We start from the raw sequence: 13,547 nt of genomic DNA, 5'->3' as shown, positions 1-13,547 counted from the left end.
CCTTGTTCCGTGGCGATGGGCGTCCCTCATCTTCGGTGACCCTGCCAGCCTCCATGTCGTTCCCTTTGCCGGCCTGTGCATTCGTTTCTACCGGCGCCGCAACACGGTATCGGCGCTGGCGCCACCAAATCTGTGTGCTGTCTTTGGGCTGACGTTGCTGCCGGCCATACTGCCCGCACCGGCCAGCGCGCCGCCGCCCTCGTCGATCGCAGCGGGGTGCAGCGCGCCGCCGCCCCATCTGCACCATACCGCCTGGACCGCCGAGGACGGCGTCTGGAGCCCCAGCCCAGACTCGCTGCCGATCAAGATACCGCCGACGCTGACCCAGGCAGCGTGGTTCCGGACTGGCGTCGTGCTGCGCTGCTTCATGGGCCTGCTACTGCTGGTGATGCTGTGCTCGCGGCGCATGGCCGCGCGGGCGCAGGAGCGACTGCGCGTATGGCGGCAAGCGCGCGAACGGTTCGCCCGCGATCTGCATGGCACTTTGCCGCAAGGCTTCTACGCACTGGTGTTGCGACTGCAGGCAGTAGCGCTCGACGCACCTCAGCGCGCACCGGCACAGACCCGCGAGCAACTTGAGCGGGTGCTCGACCTCGCCGACAGGCTGCTGATCGAGGGCCTCAACCGGCTCAGCGAGCTCAGGCTCAGCCCGTCCTGTGAATCTGTAAAGGAGGCACTGGCGACCTCGGGACAGGGCCTAGCTCGCCACCAGAGCGCCGGCTTGAGCCTCAGCGTGCGGGGGCGCACTCGCCCGCGTCTGCCACTCATGCGCGAAGAGATGTGCTCGATCGCCCACGAGGCGCTCTTAAGTGCTTTCCGGCATGCTGACGCCAGCCGCATCGAGGTGACCCCGCACTATGACGACGAAGCCTGCCGCGTCCTCGTGCAGACCGACGATGAGGGGATGACACCCGTTGTGACGGCGCTGGGCGGCAAGCCGGGCCACTGGGGCTTGTCCGGCATGCGCGAACGCGCGCGCTTAACCACTGGCAGTTTCACACTGCGCAGCGATGCGGCCAATGGAATGCTGATCGGTGTCAGCGCAGCCTGCGCCCCAAACCTATGCTCACAGATCGGCCGCGCGCCCGAGCGCGCGCCTGCGAGCATTGCGCACATGGCTACGGGGCCTTCGCCGCACTGCGACGAGCTGAAGTAAGCTGTGGCAAGACCTGGCGCCCTGGACAGGCCCAGCCCAAGGAGTGCATGGATGAAGAACGACATGGAACCGACCACCCGCGGAGCGCTGATTTCATTCACAGGCTCGCGTCGTCGCACCCTGGTGCTCACGCTCACCGCAGGCGGCCTGCTGGCCTGCGCCATCGGCACGGGTCTGGCGTCGCAGGCTCATGCCGCCTCGGCCGCGCCGGTGGCCGCCGAGAACGGTATGGTGGTCTCGGCCCAGCATCTGGCGACTCGGGTCGGCGTCGATGTGCTGAAGGACGGCGGCAATGCGATCGACGCGGCGGTGGCCGTGGGTTATGCGCTGGCCGTGGTCTATCCAGCCGCCGGCAATCTGGGCGGCGGCGGCTTCATGACGGTGCAACTGGCCGACGGCCGCAAGACTTTCTTGGACTTCCGGGAAAAGGCGCCGCTGGCCGCGACCGCGAATATGTACCTGGACAAGGACGGCAACGTCATCAAGGGACTCAGCACTCACGGCCATCTGGCCGTAGGCGTTCCCGGCAGCGTGTCAGGCCTGGAATACGCACGCGAGAAGTACGGCACGATGAAGCGCCCTGCCCTGCTGGCGCCGGCCGTCGCGCTGGCCGACCAGGGCTTTGTGCTGAACCAGGGCGATATCGAGATGCTGCGCACCGCCACCGCCGACTTCCGCAAGGACCCGGCCTCGGCGGCGATCTTTCTGAAAAAAGGCGACGAGCCCTTTGAAGTCGGCGACAAGCTGGTGCAGCAAGATCTGGCACGCACGCTGAAGGCAATCAGCGCACAGGGACCAGTCGGCTTCTACAAGGGCGCGGTCGCTGAGGCCCTGGTCAAGAGCAGCCAGGGGGGCGGCGGCATCATCACCCAGGCTGACCTGGACCAATACACGACCCGCGAGATGGCGCCGATCGAGTGCGACTACCGCGGCCTACGCGTCGTCTCGGCACCGCCGCCAAGTAGCGGAGGCGTCATCATCTGCGAGATGCTCAACATCTTGGAGGGCTACCCTCTGAAGGACTGGGGCTTCCGCTCGGCCCAGGCCGTGCACCACCAGATCGAGGCAATGCGCCATGCCTATGTGGACCGCAACAGCTATCTGGGCGACCCCGACTTCGTCAAGAACCCGATCGCGAGACTGACCGACAAGGGCTATGCCGCGCAGATCCGCGCCGTGATCGATCCGAACAAGGCAGGCGTCTCCAAGGACATCAAGCCTGGCGTCGCGCCGCACGAGGGCAGCAACACCACGCACTACTCGATCGCCGACCGATGGGGCAATGCGGTCTCGGTGACCTACACGCTAAATGACTGGTTCGGCGCCAAGGTCACGGCAGCCGGTACCGGCGTGTTGCTGAACAACGAGATGGACGATTTCACCGCCAAGATCGGCGTGCCCAATATCTACGGCTTGGTGCAGGGCGAGGCCAATGTGATCGCTCCGGGCAAACGCCCGCTGTCATCGATGAGCCCCACCATCGTCAGCAAGAGCGGCCAACCGGTCATGGTGGTCGGCACGCCGGGCGGCAGCCGCATCATCACGGCCGTGCTACACACGCTGCTCAATGTGATCGACTACGGCATGACGGTGCAGGAAGCGGTGGACGCGCCGCGCTTTCACCAGCAGTGGCTGCCGGACCTGACCAATATGGAGCCCTTTGCGATCTCGCCCGACACCCGTGCGCTGCTCGAAGCCAAGGGGCACAAGCTCGGCGCACCGCAAGCCGCCAACCACATGGCCGCCATCCTGATCGGCGCCCCCTCGCTGGGCGGCAAGCCGGTCGGCAAGAACCGCTTCTACGGCGCCAATGATCCGCGGCGCAATAGCGGGTTGGCGATGGGATATTGAGCAGGGGACGGCTCGCCTGCCGAGTGCCTCACAGGCGATTATCGAGCCGGGCCGGGGAAGGTCCGGGGCCTGGGCCGATGTCGATGAGCATCCCATGTTCATTTGTGGCTTCACACGGCGCGGAAGAACTCAGGCGCCCCCTAGGCCGGACAACGGCGCCGCAGCGCCGAAGTTCTTCGTGAACTGGACAAGCTGCTTCGGGAACTTCTTCGTGGCTCATGCTCGTGGCTCCATGCTCCAGGGTTGGAGCCGCGGCGAAGTCCGGGCAGACTCAGTGCAGCGTCCTTATGCAAGTTGAAGCATCACCGGCTTTCACGCAGCCGATGGCTGCGGTTGATCTTTAAGCGTCGAAACATGGCGTGCGAAGTTGTCAAGGATTGCCTGCCAGCCCGTGCGCTGCGCCTCCTCGGAGTGGCTTTCCTCGCTGTCGAATGTCACTGTGACTGTGACCCCGGCGGCGTCTTCCGAAAACTCTACCAATCCGACGCGCCCGCCAAATGAGTACTCGATGAGTGCTTGCGGCGCGACCTTCGTGTACTCGCCTTCAAAGTCGAAACCAAAGGAGCCGTCCTTCGCCTCCATGCGAGATGAGAACTTGCCCCCCACACGGAGATCGACTGAGGACGAAGTGGTATGCCAATCTGAGGACGCAGTGTTCCAAATCTTGATGTCGTCGGGCGAGTTGTAGGCTCTCCAGACATCGGTGATGGGAGCGGCGACGACGGTGGACACAGTGATCTTCATTGAGGCTCCGATGAATAGGACGCGTATTGCAATGCCCAATGTTCGAACCAACCCGCTCACCGCTTCAAAACGGCTTAGCCTGCCGAGCGAGTCCGGTGATCGAACGATAGTCAGGCCTGGACAATACTCAGAAGCGACCTGTCTTGACGACTTGTCCGTCTGCATCGACGAGGCGCCATGTCTCACCTTCCGAGTAAAGGGTTCGTCCGAGATCTGGATAGTGGCAGACATCCCGGGTCAGGCGTGTACCGACGATCAGGTAGGAGCAAGGCGCGTCTGAGTGGTTGGAAACGTGATGCGCGTTGGGCACACCAGCTGGCCAACACGCAGCATCGCCAGGATGAAGCACATGCTCGCCATCATTCTCGGTGACCGTCACCTCACCGACCAACACGTAAAGAAACTCGTCTTCTTGCTCATGCCAGTGCCTGTTCGAGGATCGTGCTCCGGGTTGCAAGGTCTGGACGTAGCCGCCGAACTGAGTAAGGCCGCCAGAGTCCGAGAAACCTGCCGTTTCGACCGTTCCAAAGCCTTCGCTCGACGTGCGGCGCACTTCGGCCTGATTGTTGAGAATGATCATCGTCGCATTCCATGTGATCTACGGGCATCGACTCTAGCCGCAGCTAGCTCTGCAGAAGCAAAACCCACCGTGTCGAACAACGACACCACCAACGCGTCCGGCATCGAAAATGCTGCTCTTGCGGCCAGCTTCTTCTCCAGCTGCCATTTCTTCTTGCGGTCTCTGTCGTTCGAGTTCATGAGCCTCTGCCAAGCACCCGTCCAAGGCTTCAGTTCAGTCGACCAAGCCCGCGCAGCACGGGTAGACACGGATCGGGTCGTCTAAAACCAATGGCTTGTCCGTTCTGGTCTCCTGCGGTCAGCGAGTACCGGCGGTTTCATACCTTCGACTCCGACGTCTGGACGCTACCAGGACATCGACAGTACCGCTTAGCATTGGGTGCCGATATGCCGTTGATCGTAGGGCAGCCACGACCAGCCCTGCCGCGGGAAACCCTGAGACTCACGCCGTTCGGTCGGGCGGTGTAAAAGGCAACCTCGCCTGTACTGTGATCAACACGCCGAGGTCTCGCCATGAATCAAGAAACAATGCCAACAGCAACAGCCGTTGCAGCAGCGCCCGCCATCAACCCAGCTCAGTTCGATCCCGAGCTGTGGTGCCTGTTCGACCAGTATGTGCATGGAGACATCGACCGCCGAGGCTTTCTGGACCGAGCGACGCGCTTCGCGCTGGCTAGCGGCACCACGGCAGCGGCGCTGCTGGCGGCGCTGAGCCCGGACTTCGCGCAGGCGCAGAAGGTGCCGCCGGGCGATACGCGCGTGCGGGCCGAGTTCGTCGAGTTCGCGTCGCCGGCCGGCTATGGCAAGGTGCGCGCGTATGTGACGCGCCCGGCCCAGGCTTCAGGACCGCTGCCGGTGGTGCTGGTAATTCATGAGAACCGCGGCTTGAACCCGCACATCGAGGACATTGCGAGGCGCCTGGCGCTGGACGGCTTCATCGCCGTCGCGCCGGATGCGCTGTTCCCGCTAGGCGGCTATCCGGGCGATGAGGACAAGGCCCGAGAACAGTTCGCCAAGCTCGACCAGGCCAAGACGCGCGAGGACTTCGTCGCCGCGGCCGGCTTTGCGGCTAGCGTGAGCGGCGGCAATGGCAAGCTCGGCGCGGTGGGCTTTTGCTACGGCGGAGGCATGGTCAACTTCTTGGCCACGCGGCTGCCCGATCTGCTGGCCGGCGCGGCCTTCTACGGCGCGCCGGCGCCGGCAGAACAGGTGGGCCAGATCAAGGCCGAGCTGCTGATCATCTTTGCTGAGAACGACGATCGCATCAACGCAGCCTGGCCCGCCTACGAGGCCGCACTGAAGAGTGCCGGCACCCGGCACGAGGCCTTCAAGTACGCCGGCACGCAGCATGGCTTCAACAACGACACGACGCCGCGCTACGACGCCGGCGCAGCCCAGCAGGCCTGGGCGCGCACGCTGGCCCTGTTCAACCGAACGCTGCGCTAGCCGGCGGTTCAGCGCGGCTGGCGCTCCTGCCACCAGGCCGCGGCCAGCCGCCCGACCTCGGCCAGCACCGCCTGGTCCTGGTCGCGCATTCGGTCGTGCTGGCCCGGGCTTTCGTAGTAGGCCGACACGATCAGCGGCGACCGGCCCAGGGGCCAGGCGATCGCAATGTCGTTGAGCTTGTCGGCAATACCCGGGCCTGTGAAGCTGCCGGTCTTGTCGCCTGACTTCCAGCCGGCCGGGAAACCGGCGCGCAGGCGCTTCAAACCTGTGTCGGTCGCGACCATCCACTGGGCCAATCGTTCGCGCGAGGCCGGCGCCAGCCAGTCGGAATTCAAGAGCCGCTCGGTCGTGCGGGCCATCGCCAGCGGCGTGCTGGTGTCCCTGAGCTCGCCGGCGTGGACCACATCGACCACATTCATCTGCGGCTCGTAGCGGTCCAGCCGGGTCTCGCTATCGCCCAACTCACGCAGCCTGAAGGTCAGGCCCGCCGGGCCACCCAGCTCGCGCAGCAGCAGATTGGCGGCGACGTTATCGCTGGTGGTCTGCGTGGCCTCGGCCAGCGCAGCGATGCTCATGCGGCCGGCCGCCAGATGCTTGGACGTGACGGGGGCATGGGGCACCATATCGGCCGGCCCGTAGATCAGCTGCCGGTCAAGCCGCAGCCGGCCCTGGTCGGCCTCGCGCATCACCACGCCGGCCAGCGGCAGCTTGAAAGTCGAGCACAGAGCAAAGCGCTCACTGGCGCGGTGGCCGATCAACGCGCCATCGGTGCAGTCCAACACGGCCACGCCGAGTCGGCCGCCGGCCCTGTTTTCGAGCGCGGCAAAGGGGGCATGGGCCGTCAGTGCTGCATCGGCAGCGCCGGGCAGGCCGCCGAGCAGGAGCGAAGAGGCGCCGGTCAGCAGCAAGACTTGGCGACGAGAGAGATTGTTCATCGGTAGTAATTCCAATGGATAGATGTTGTTGAGTCAGCCCTGCAGCGCATCGCGGATGCGCTGCAGATCGGCCTCGCGCTGCGCGGCGTCTGGCGCCCCCAGCAGAACCACGCTCAGACGACGTCCCTGCAGGCGCATTTGCAGGGCCACGCAGCGCCCCGCAGCCTGCGTGAAGCCGGTCTTAGCCAACAGCATGGGCCAGCCAGGCGCGCCGACCAGTGGGTTGCTGTGGATGGATTCAATCGGCTTACCGTCGACCAGCACGCGGACGCGCGCCGCACCGGTGGCTTGCCGGACCACCGGCTCGCTGGCGGCGGCTTCGAGCAGACGGGCAACATCGGCGGCGCTGGCCCGGCTGCTGGACGGCGCGCCGGTCGGGTGGCGCAACTCCGCAGTCTGCAAACCCAGGCTGCGAGCCTTGTCCTGCGTGGCCCGTTCAAAGGCGGCCAAGCCGCCTGGGTAGCGTCGCGCCAGCAGCTGGGCGGCGCGGTTGTCAGAGGACTGGAGCATCAAGGTCAAGGCTGCTTCGCGGCTCAGCCGCTGGCCCGGACGCAGCGAAGCGCTGCTGAAGGGGCTGGCCCGCACATCCTCGCTTGAGACGCTCAGCTGTTGCTGCAGGTCTTGCCGCGCGTCCAGCACCACCAGGGCCGTCATCAGCTTGCTGATCGAGGCAATCGGCGCCGCCTGCTGTGCATCACGCGCCAGCAGCACCTCGCCGGAATCGGCATCCAGCACCAGCGCATGGCTGGAAGCCAGCGTCAGATCGGCAAGCAGGATTCGTCCTTCCGCCAAGGGTGCAGCGGGCGCACCCCTCGCCACGGCGGCCTGCGCCGTGGCGCTTTGCACGCCCACCAGCGGTAGCAAGAGCGAGCCGGCCAGCAGACTTAGCAAGAGCAGCGCGCACAGCAGCCGGGGCCCGTCCCCAACCGCAGGCGAGCGCCGGATCAGAGCCCGCACCCGCTGTGCAAGCTCGCCGCTCTGGGCCGCCGCGGCAAGAGCCGGCGCTTGCGGACCGACCGCCAACGCCTGCAAGGCCTCGGCCAACTGGCGCGGCGCACCCAGTTGCTCGGCTGCCAGCGCGTCGGCCACCAGCTCGCGCTCGATCCGCAGCCGCCGCGACAGCCACCAGATGACGGGGTGGAAGAACAACAAGGCCTCCACCACCTTTTGCAGCAGATGGGCCAGATAGTCCCAGCGCCGTACATGGGCCAGCTCATGCGCCAGCAAGGCCTCCAGCAGAGGCGTCGGCAGGCCCGTCAGCAGGCCGGCCGGCAGCAGCACGACCGGCCGCCACCAGCCGACGGTGAAAGGACCGGCAGCCACGTCGACCGCGGCAGGCAGCAAGCGCAGCTCCACCGACAGGCCCATGCCCATGCGGCGGGCCAGTTGATCCAGCCTACTCTGCCAAAGCGCCGGCGCAGGACGGCTGCGGCGGCGCCAGCGCGCGACGCAGGCCACGCCGGCAAGCAGGCGCAAGCTCATCAGCGCAACGCCCAGCAGCCAGGCCCAGGCCAGTCCCTGGCGCCAGGGACGCTGCATCGCCCAGGGATCGGGCTCCTCGGACTGTTGTGCCTGCACAGCGCTGTGGCTCTGTGCATTGATCGCACCGCTGCCCCAGATCGCCTGCGCCGCCGGTACAGCCGACGGGGTCTGGACCTCGGCCCAGCGAGCAACGAACTGCAGCGCCGCGAGCATCAGGCTCAGCAGCAGGACCAAGGCGCACACCGCATAGCGCAGACGGGCAGCGCTGTGCCGCAGCGTATGCAACAAGACTGCGGCCAGCGCTCCCAGTACACCTAGCTGCCACAGCAGTTGCAGCAAGGTGTCGCTAAGCGGCTGCACCCAGAGGGTCCAGCTCGTGCCGCTCATGACCGCTTGCCTTTGCTGGCCGCATCGCCCTTGCTCAGCAGCTGCGCAATCTCGTCACGCTCCTGCTGGTTCACCTGGGTCTTCAGCGCCGCCATCACCAGGGCCTTGCCGGAGCCGCCGAAGAGCTTGAAGACCATGTCCTTGAGCAGCTGGCTCTGCAGCTTGTCTTGCGCATGGGCCGCCGCATAGACCTGCGGGCGCTGCCCCTCGTCGCGCGTCAGCAGGCCCTTGCTATGCATCAGTTGCAGTTGGCGCAGCACATTGGCCTCGGTGATCTCAGGCCGATCGAGCTTCAGCGCCTCATGCGCCTGGCGGGCCGTGCAAGCCCCTTTGCGCCAGATGACACGCAGCAGATCCAGCTCGGCAGCGGTGGGTTTGGGGAGTGATGATGAATAGGCCATGAATTCAGAATATATTTTCTAGAACACTTTGTCTAGAACTTTTATTCTGAATCTAGGGCTAAAGCGGAATTTCGGTGGTCGACAGGACCTGCTTGAGCACCATGAAACTACGGATTTGCCGCACGCCGGGCAAGTAGAGCAGTTGCTCGGCATGCAGGCGGTTGAAGCTGTCGCTGTCCTTGGTGCGCAGCATCATGAAGTAGTCGAACTCGCCGGTCACGACATGGCACTCCATGCAGCCGGAGATCTTGGCGGCGGATTTCTCGAAGGCGGCAAAGGACTCCGGCGTCGAGCGGTCGAGCACCACGCCGATGATGACCAGCATGCCCGCGTCGAGCGCCGGCGGGTCCAGCAGGGCAACGGTGGCGCGAATCAGCCCGGCGCGACGCAGACGCTCGACCCGGCGTAGGCAGGCCGGCGGGCTTAGATGCACCTTCTCGGCCAGCGCCACATTCGAGATCGATGCGTCGCGCTGCAGTGCGCGCAACAGCGTCTTGTCGGTGCGATCCAGCGCGATCGCCTCCGGGGCTGCGAGCCTCGTCTGCCCACGAACTTTTATTGTGCTCAATTCACATCTCCAGCAATAGGAAGCCACTTCAAGAATAGAAGTGCAGCAAGAAGTTTGCCAACTCACCAATCTTTGCAACCCTGTGAACAGGCATTCTTCCTAACATTCCCAACGCAGCCAAGCTCTTCCTTCTCTCCCGGAGTCTTCACATGAATCTGCAACGTTTCCCACGCCACCCGCTGACCTTCGGCCCCTCGCCCATCCAGCCCCTGAAGCGCCTGAGCGCCGCGCTCGGCGGCGAAGTCGAGCTCTATGCCAAGCGCGAGGACTGCAATAGCGGCCTGGCCTTTGGCGGCAACAAGACCCGCAAGCTGGAGTACCTGATTCCCGAGGCGATTGCCGGTGGCTATGACACCCTGGTCTCAATCGGCGGCATCCAGTCCAACCAGACCCGCCAGGTCGCGGCCGTCGCCGCCCATCTGGGCATGAAGTGCGTGCTGGTGCAGGAGAACTGGGTCAACTACTCGGACGCGGTCTACGACCGGGTCGGCAATATCGAGATGTCGCGCATCATGGGAGCCGATGTGCGCTTGGACGCAGCCGGCTTCGACATCGGCATCCGCCCGAGCTGGCAACAGGCGATGGATGACGTCAAGGCGCGCGGCGGCAAGCCCTTTCCTATCCCGGCAGGCTGTTCCGAGCATCCCTACGGCGGCCTGGGCTTCGTCGGCTTCGCCGAGGAGGTTCGAGCGCAGGAAGCCGAGCTGGGCTTCAAGTTTGACTACATCGTCGTCTGCTCGGTGACCGGCAGCACGCAGGCCGGCATGGTGGTGGGCTTTGCGGCCGACGGCCGCGCCGACAAGGTGATCGGCATCGACGCCTCGGCCAAACCGGCACAGACCCATGCACAGATCCTGCGCATCGCCCAGCACACGGCCGAACTGGTCGAGCTGGGTCGGCCCATCGTGGCTGCGGACGTGGTGCTGGATACACGCTACGGCGGCCCCGAGTACGGCCTGCCCAGCGAAGGCACCTTGGAAGCGATTCGCCTGTGCGCGCGGACCGAGGGCATGCTGACCGACCCGGTCTACGAGGGCAAGTCGATGCAGGGCATGATCGACAAGGTGCGCAAGGGCGAATTCCCGGCAGGCTCGCGGGTGCTCTACGCGCACCTGGGCGGTGTGCCGGCGCTCAACGCCTACAGCTTCCTGTTCCGCAACGGGTGACCCGCCCGCCCAGCCGCGCCCAGCTCAATGCGTGCGTCGCTGGGCGTTCCCCCCGAAGGGAACGGCGATGCGGGTCGGGTGGATCAGCCAGCACATCGCCTGTACGGCGGACCTGAGAGCGGTCCGGCGCTCGGCCCGACAGTATTCAATCCATAAGGAGCACGAGCATGCACACTAGCGACGCCGACGAGGAACTTCAGGAGTGGTGTGCAGCGCTGGACGGCCTGCTCGCCGCTTGGGGGCCGCATGAAGGCCGCGAACGCGCGGCCGCCCTGCTGGACGGACTGCTAGCCCATGCGCGCGCGCAGCAGCTACCCTGGCGGCCGACTGCCGTCACGCCCTATCTGAACAGCGTGCCGCTGGCCGAGCAGCCGCCTTACCCCGGTGATCTGGCCATCGAACAGCGGCTCTCGGCGCTGCTGCGCTGGAATGCGCTGGCCATGGTCGTGCGCGCCAATGCCGCCCACGGCGAGCTCGGCGGACACATCGCCAGCTATGCCTCGGCGGCCGATCTGTTCGAGGTCGGCTTTCAGCATTTCTTCCGCGGCCCCGCTGCGCCGCAGGGTGCCGATCTGGTGTATTTCCAGCCCCATTCGGCACCGGGCGTCTATGCGCGCGCCTTTCTAGAGGGCCGGCTCGACGAGGACGCGCTGCGCCACTACCGCCAGGAACTCAGCGCGCACAAGCAAGGGTTCCAAGGGCTCAGCTCCTACCCGCACCCCTATCTGATGCCGGAGTTCTGGCAGTTCCCCACCGGATCCATGGGCATAGGCCCGATCAATGCGATCTACCAGGCCCGCTTTATGCGCTACCTGGCCGACCGCGGCCTGCTGGCCACCGATCAACGCAAGGTCTGGGGCTTCTTCGGTGACGGCGAGATGGACGAACCGGAGTCGATCGCCGCGCTGACGCTGGCCGCGCGCGAGAACCTGGACAACTGCGTCTTCGTGATCAACTGCAATCTGCAGCGCCTGGATGGCCCGGTGCGCGGCAATGGCCGCATCGTCGACGAGCTGGAGGCTCTGTTCAGCGGTGCCGGCTGGCACGTCGTCAAATGCCTGTGGGGCTCCGAGTGGGATGCGCTGCTAGCGCGCGACGAGAGCCACGCGATCACGCGCGCCTTCTCACGCACCGTCGACGGCGAGTTCCAGACGCTCAGCGCCAATGACGGGGCGTTCAACCGCCGCAGCTTCTTCAGCCAGTCGCCAGAGCTGCAGGCACTGGTCGCCCACCTGGCCGACGAGGACATTGAGCGCCTGCGCCGCGGCGGCCATGACCCGGTCAAGATCCATGCCGCTTTCGCACGCGCCCGGACCCATCGCGGCCAGCCCACCGTCGTGCTGGCTAAGACGATGAAGGGCTACGGCATGGGCACGGCCGGTCAGGGCCGCATGACTTCGCACCAGCAGAAAAAGCTCGGCAGCGACGATTTGTTGGCCTTCCGCGAACGCTTTGCGCTGCCGCTCAGCGACGCCCAGGTGGCCGAGGCGGCCTTCTACAAGCCGGCCGAGGACAGCGCAGAGATGCGCTATCTGCGGGCGCGCCGCGCCGCGCTGGGCGGATCTCTGCCAGCACGCGCCACCCTGGCGGCGCCGCTGCCGGTGCCAGGTCTTGCCGAGACCGCTGGCTTCGCGCTGCAGGCCGATGGCAAGAGCATGAGCACGACGATGGCTTTTGTGCGCCAGCTGGCCGCGCTGATCAAGGACCAGCGGCTGGGCCCGCGCATCGTACCCATAGTCGCCGACGAGGCGCGAACCTTCGGCATGGCCAGCCTGTTCCGTCAGGTCGGCATCTATGCGCCGTTCGGCCAGCTCTACCAACCCGAGGACGCCGGCTCGATGCTGGCTTATCGTGAGGACAAGAGCGGGCAGATCCTGGAGGAAGGTATCAGCGAGGCCGGCGCGCTGTCGTCCTGGACTGCGGCGGCCACCAGCTACTCGACGCACGGGCTGGCGATGCTGCCCTTCTACATTTTCTACAGCATGTTCGGCTTCCAGCGCGTGGGCGACCTGATCTGGGCAGCAGCCGACCAACGCGCCCGCGGCTTCCTGATCGGCGCCACCGCCGGCCGCACGACCTTGGGCGGCGAAGGCCTGCAGCACCAGGACGGCAGCAGCCCGCTGCTGGCCTCCACCGTGCCCAACTGCCGCGCCTACGACCCGGCCTTCGCCGGTGAGCTGGCGCTCATCATCGACCACGGCATGCGCCGCATGCTGGAGCAGCAGGTCGACGAGTTCTACTACCTGACCGTCACCAACGAGAACGTCGTCAACCCGAGCGTTGCCGAGGCCGACCATGCCGGCGTGCTGCGCGGCATCTATCGGCTGCGTAGCGGCCCGGCCGTGCTGCCGCAGCGCGTGCAGCTGTTCGGCAGCGGCGCCATCATGGGCGAGGTGCTCAAGGCGGCAGCGCTGCTGGAAGATCAGCACGGCATCGCTGCCGATATCTGGAGTGTTACCAGCTATATCGAGCTGGCCCGCGAGGGCGCCTCGCAGGAGCGGCTGTGGCGCCAGGGCCTGCGGCCGGCGGTTGACAGCGCGCTGGAGCTACAGCTTCGCGCCAGCAGCGGCCCCATCATCGCAGCCACCGACTATGTGCGCGCGCTGCCCGAGCTGGTGCGCGCCTATCTGCCACCGGGGCGGCGCTATCTGTGCTTGGGCACCGACGGCTTCGGCCGCAGTGACTCGCGCGCCGAGCTGCGCGCACATTTCGAGGTCGATGCCGCGGCCATCGTGCAGGCCAGCCTGCGCGCGGTCCAGGAAGTCTGCAAGGCCGAGAATGCCTGCGAGCAGAGCCGCCTGGCCGCGCTGGTATCCATGGCGCCGACCTAGC

12 protein-coding genes are annotated in these 13,547 nt (G+C 66.0%); 5 read left to right on the top strand and 7 right to left on the bottom strand.

Annotated elements, in window-relative coordinates; translation table 11 throughout:
- Positions 1-154 precede the first annotated feature (154 nt).
- A complete protein-coding gene (locus tag OOZ63_RS04185; protein ID WP_266004081.1) occupies positions 155-1,156 on the top strand; it encodes a sensor histidine kinase in 1,002 nt (333 codons plus the stop codon).
- 51 nt (positions 1,157-1,207) lie between these two features.
- Complete coding sequence (gene ggt, locus OOZ63_RS04180) at positions 1,208-3,007, top strand: gamma-glutamyltransferase (RefSeq protein ID WP_266004080.1); 1,800 nt, start codon at positions 1,208-1,210, stop codon at positions 3,005-3,007.
- Between the two features lie 312 nt (positions 3,008-3,319).
- On the opposite strand, the gene OOZ63_RS04175 is transcribed toward ggt, so the two are convergent.
- From OOZ63_RS04175 to OOZ63_RS04165, 3 genes are all read right to left on the bottom strand, one after another.
- On the bottom strand, positions 3,320-3,751 hold the full coding sequence (locus OOZ63_RS04175) for an SRPBCC domain-containing protein (protein ID WP_266004078.1): 432 nt from the start codon (positions 3,749-3,751) through the stop codon (positions 3,320-3,322).
- Positions 3,752-3,878: 127 nt separating this feature from the next.
- Positions 3,879-4,331: a cupin domain-containing protein gene (locus tag OOZ63_RS04170; protein WP_266004076.1), complete on the bottom strand. Its 453-nt coding sequence runs from the start codon at positions 4,329-4,331 to the stop codon at positions 3,879-3,881.
- Positions 4,328-4,510, bottom strand: coding sequence for a hypothetical protein (locus OOZ63_RS04165; protein WP_266004075.1), 183 nt, complete (start codon positions 4,508-4,510; stop codon positions 4,328-4,330). Before OOZ63_RS04165 ends, OOZ63_RS04170 begins: the two co-directional genes overlap by 4 nt.
- Positions 4,511-4,843: 333 nt before the next feature.
- Between OOZ63_RS04165 and OOZ63_RS04160 the strand changes: the two genes are divergently transcribed.
- Complete coding sequence (locus tag OOZ63_RS04160) at positions 4,844-5,776, top strand: dienelactone hydrolase family protein (RefSeq protein ID WP_266004074.1); 933 nt, start codon at positions 4,844-4,846, stop codon at positions 5,774-5,776.
- A gap of 8 nt (positions 5,777-5,784) precedes the next feature.
- On the opposite strand, the gene bla is transcribed toward OOZ63_RS04160, so the two are convergent.
- From bla to OOZ63_RS04140, 4 genes are read right to left on the bottom strand one after another with little or no spacing between them, the layout of a single operon-like run.
- Positions 5,785-6,711 (bottom strand): class A beta-lactamase, encoded by a 927-nt coding sequence (bla, locus tag OOZ63_RS04155; RefSeq protein ID WP_266004073.1) that lies wholly within the window; start codon positions 6,709-6,711, stop codon positions 5,785-5,787.
- Between the two features lie 33 nt (positions 6,712-6,744).
- Positions 6,745-8,580: a M56 family metallopeptidase gene (locus OOZ63_RS04150; protein ID WP_266004072.1), complete on the bottom strand. Its 1,836-nt coding sequence runs from the start codon at positions 8,578-8,580 to the stop codon at positions 6,745-6,747.
- Positions 8,577-8,981 carry a BlaI/MecI/CopY family transcriptional regulator gene (locus OOZ63_RS04145; RefSeq protein WP_266004071.1) on the bottom strand — a complete coding sequence of 135 codons (405 nt, stop codon included), beginning with the start codon at positions 8,979-8,981 and terminating at the stop codon, positions 8,577-8,579. Before OOZ63_RS04145 ends, OOZ63_RS04150 begins: the two co-directional genes overlap by 4 nt.
- A gap of 58 nt (positions 8,982-9,039) precedes the next feature.
- Positions 9,040-9,549, bottom strand: coding sequence for an Lrp/AsnC family transcriptional regulator (locus OOZ63_RS04140; protein ID WP_266004070.1), 510 nt, complete (start codon positions 9,547-9,549; stop codon positions 9,040-9,042).
- A 149-nt stretch (positions 9,550-9,698) separates the two neighbouring features.
- Here OOZ63_RS04140 and OOZ63_RS04135 point away from each other — a divergent pair, with 149 nt between their 5' ends.
- Entirely contained in the window at positions 9,699-10,715 is a 1,017-nt protein-coding gene (locus OOZ63_RS04135) for a 1-aminocyclopropane-1-carboxylate deaminase (RefSeq protein WP_266004068.1), read from the top strand.
- A 167-nt stretch (positions 10,716-10,882) separates the two neighbouring features.
- Positions 10,883-13,546, top strand: a complete 2,664-nt coding sequence (gene mdeB, locus OOZ63_RS04130) for an alpha-ketoglutarate dehydrogenase (protein ID WP_266004067.1) — start codon at positions 10,883-10,885, stop codon at positions 13,544-13,546.
- Position 13,547 lies beyond the last annotated feature (1 nt).

Origin of the sequence: Paucibacter sp. PLA-PC-4 (assembly GCF_026241155.1) — a bacterium.
GTDB lineage: Bacteria > Pseudomonadota > Gammaproteobacteria > Burkholderiales > Burkholderiaceae_C > Roseateles_E.
This window is presented reverse-complemented; position numbering and strand designations above follow the sequence as displayed.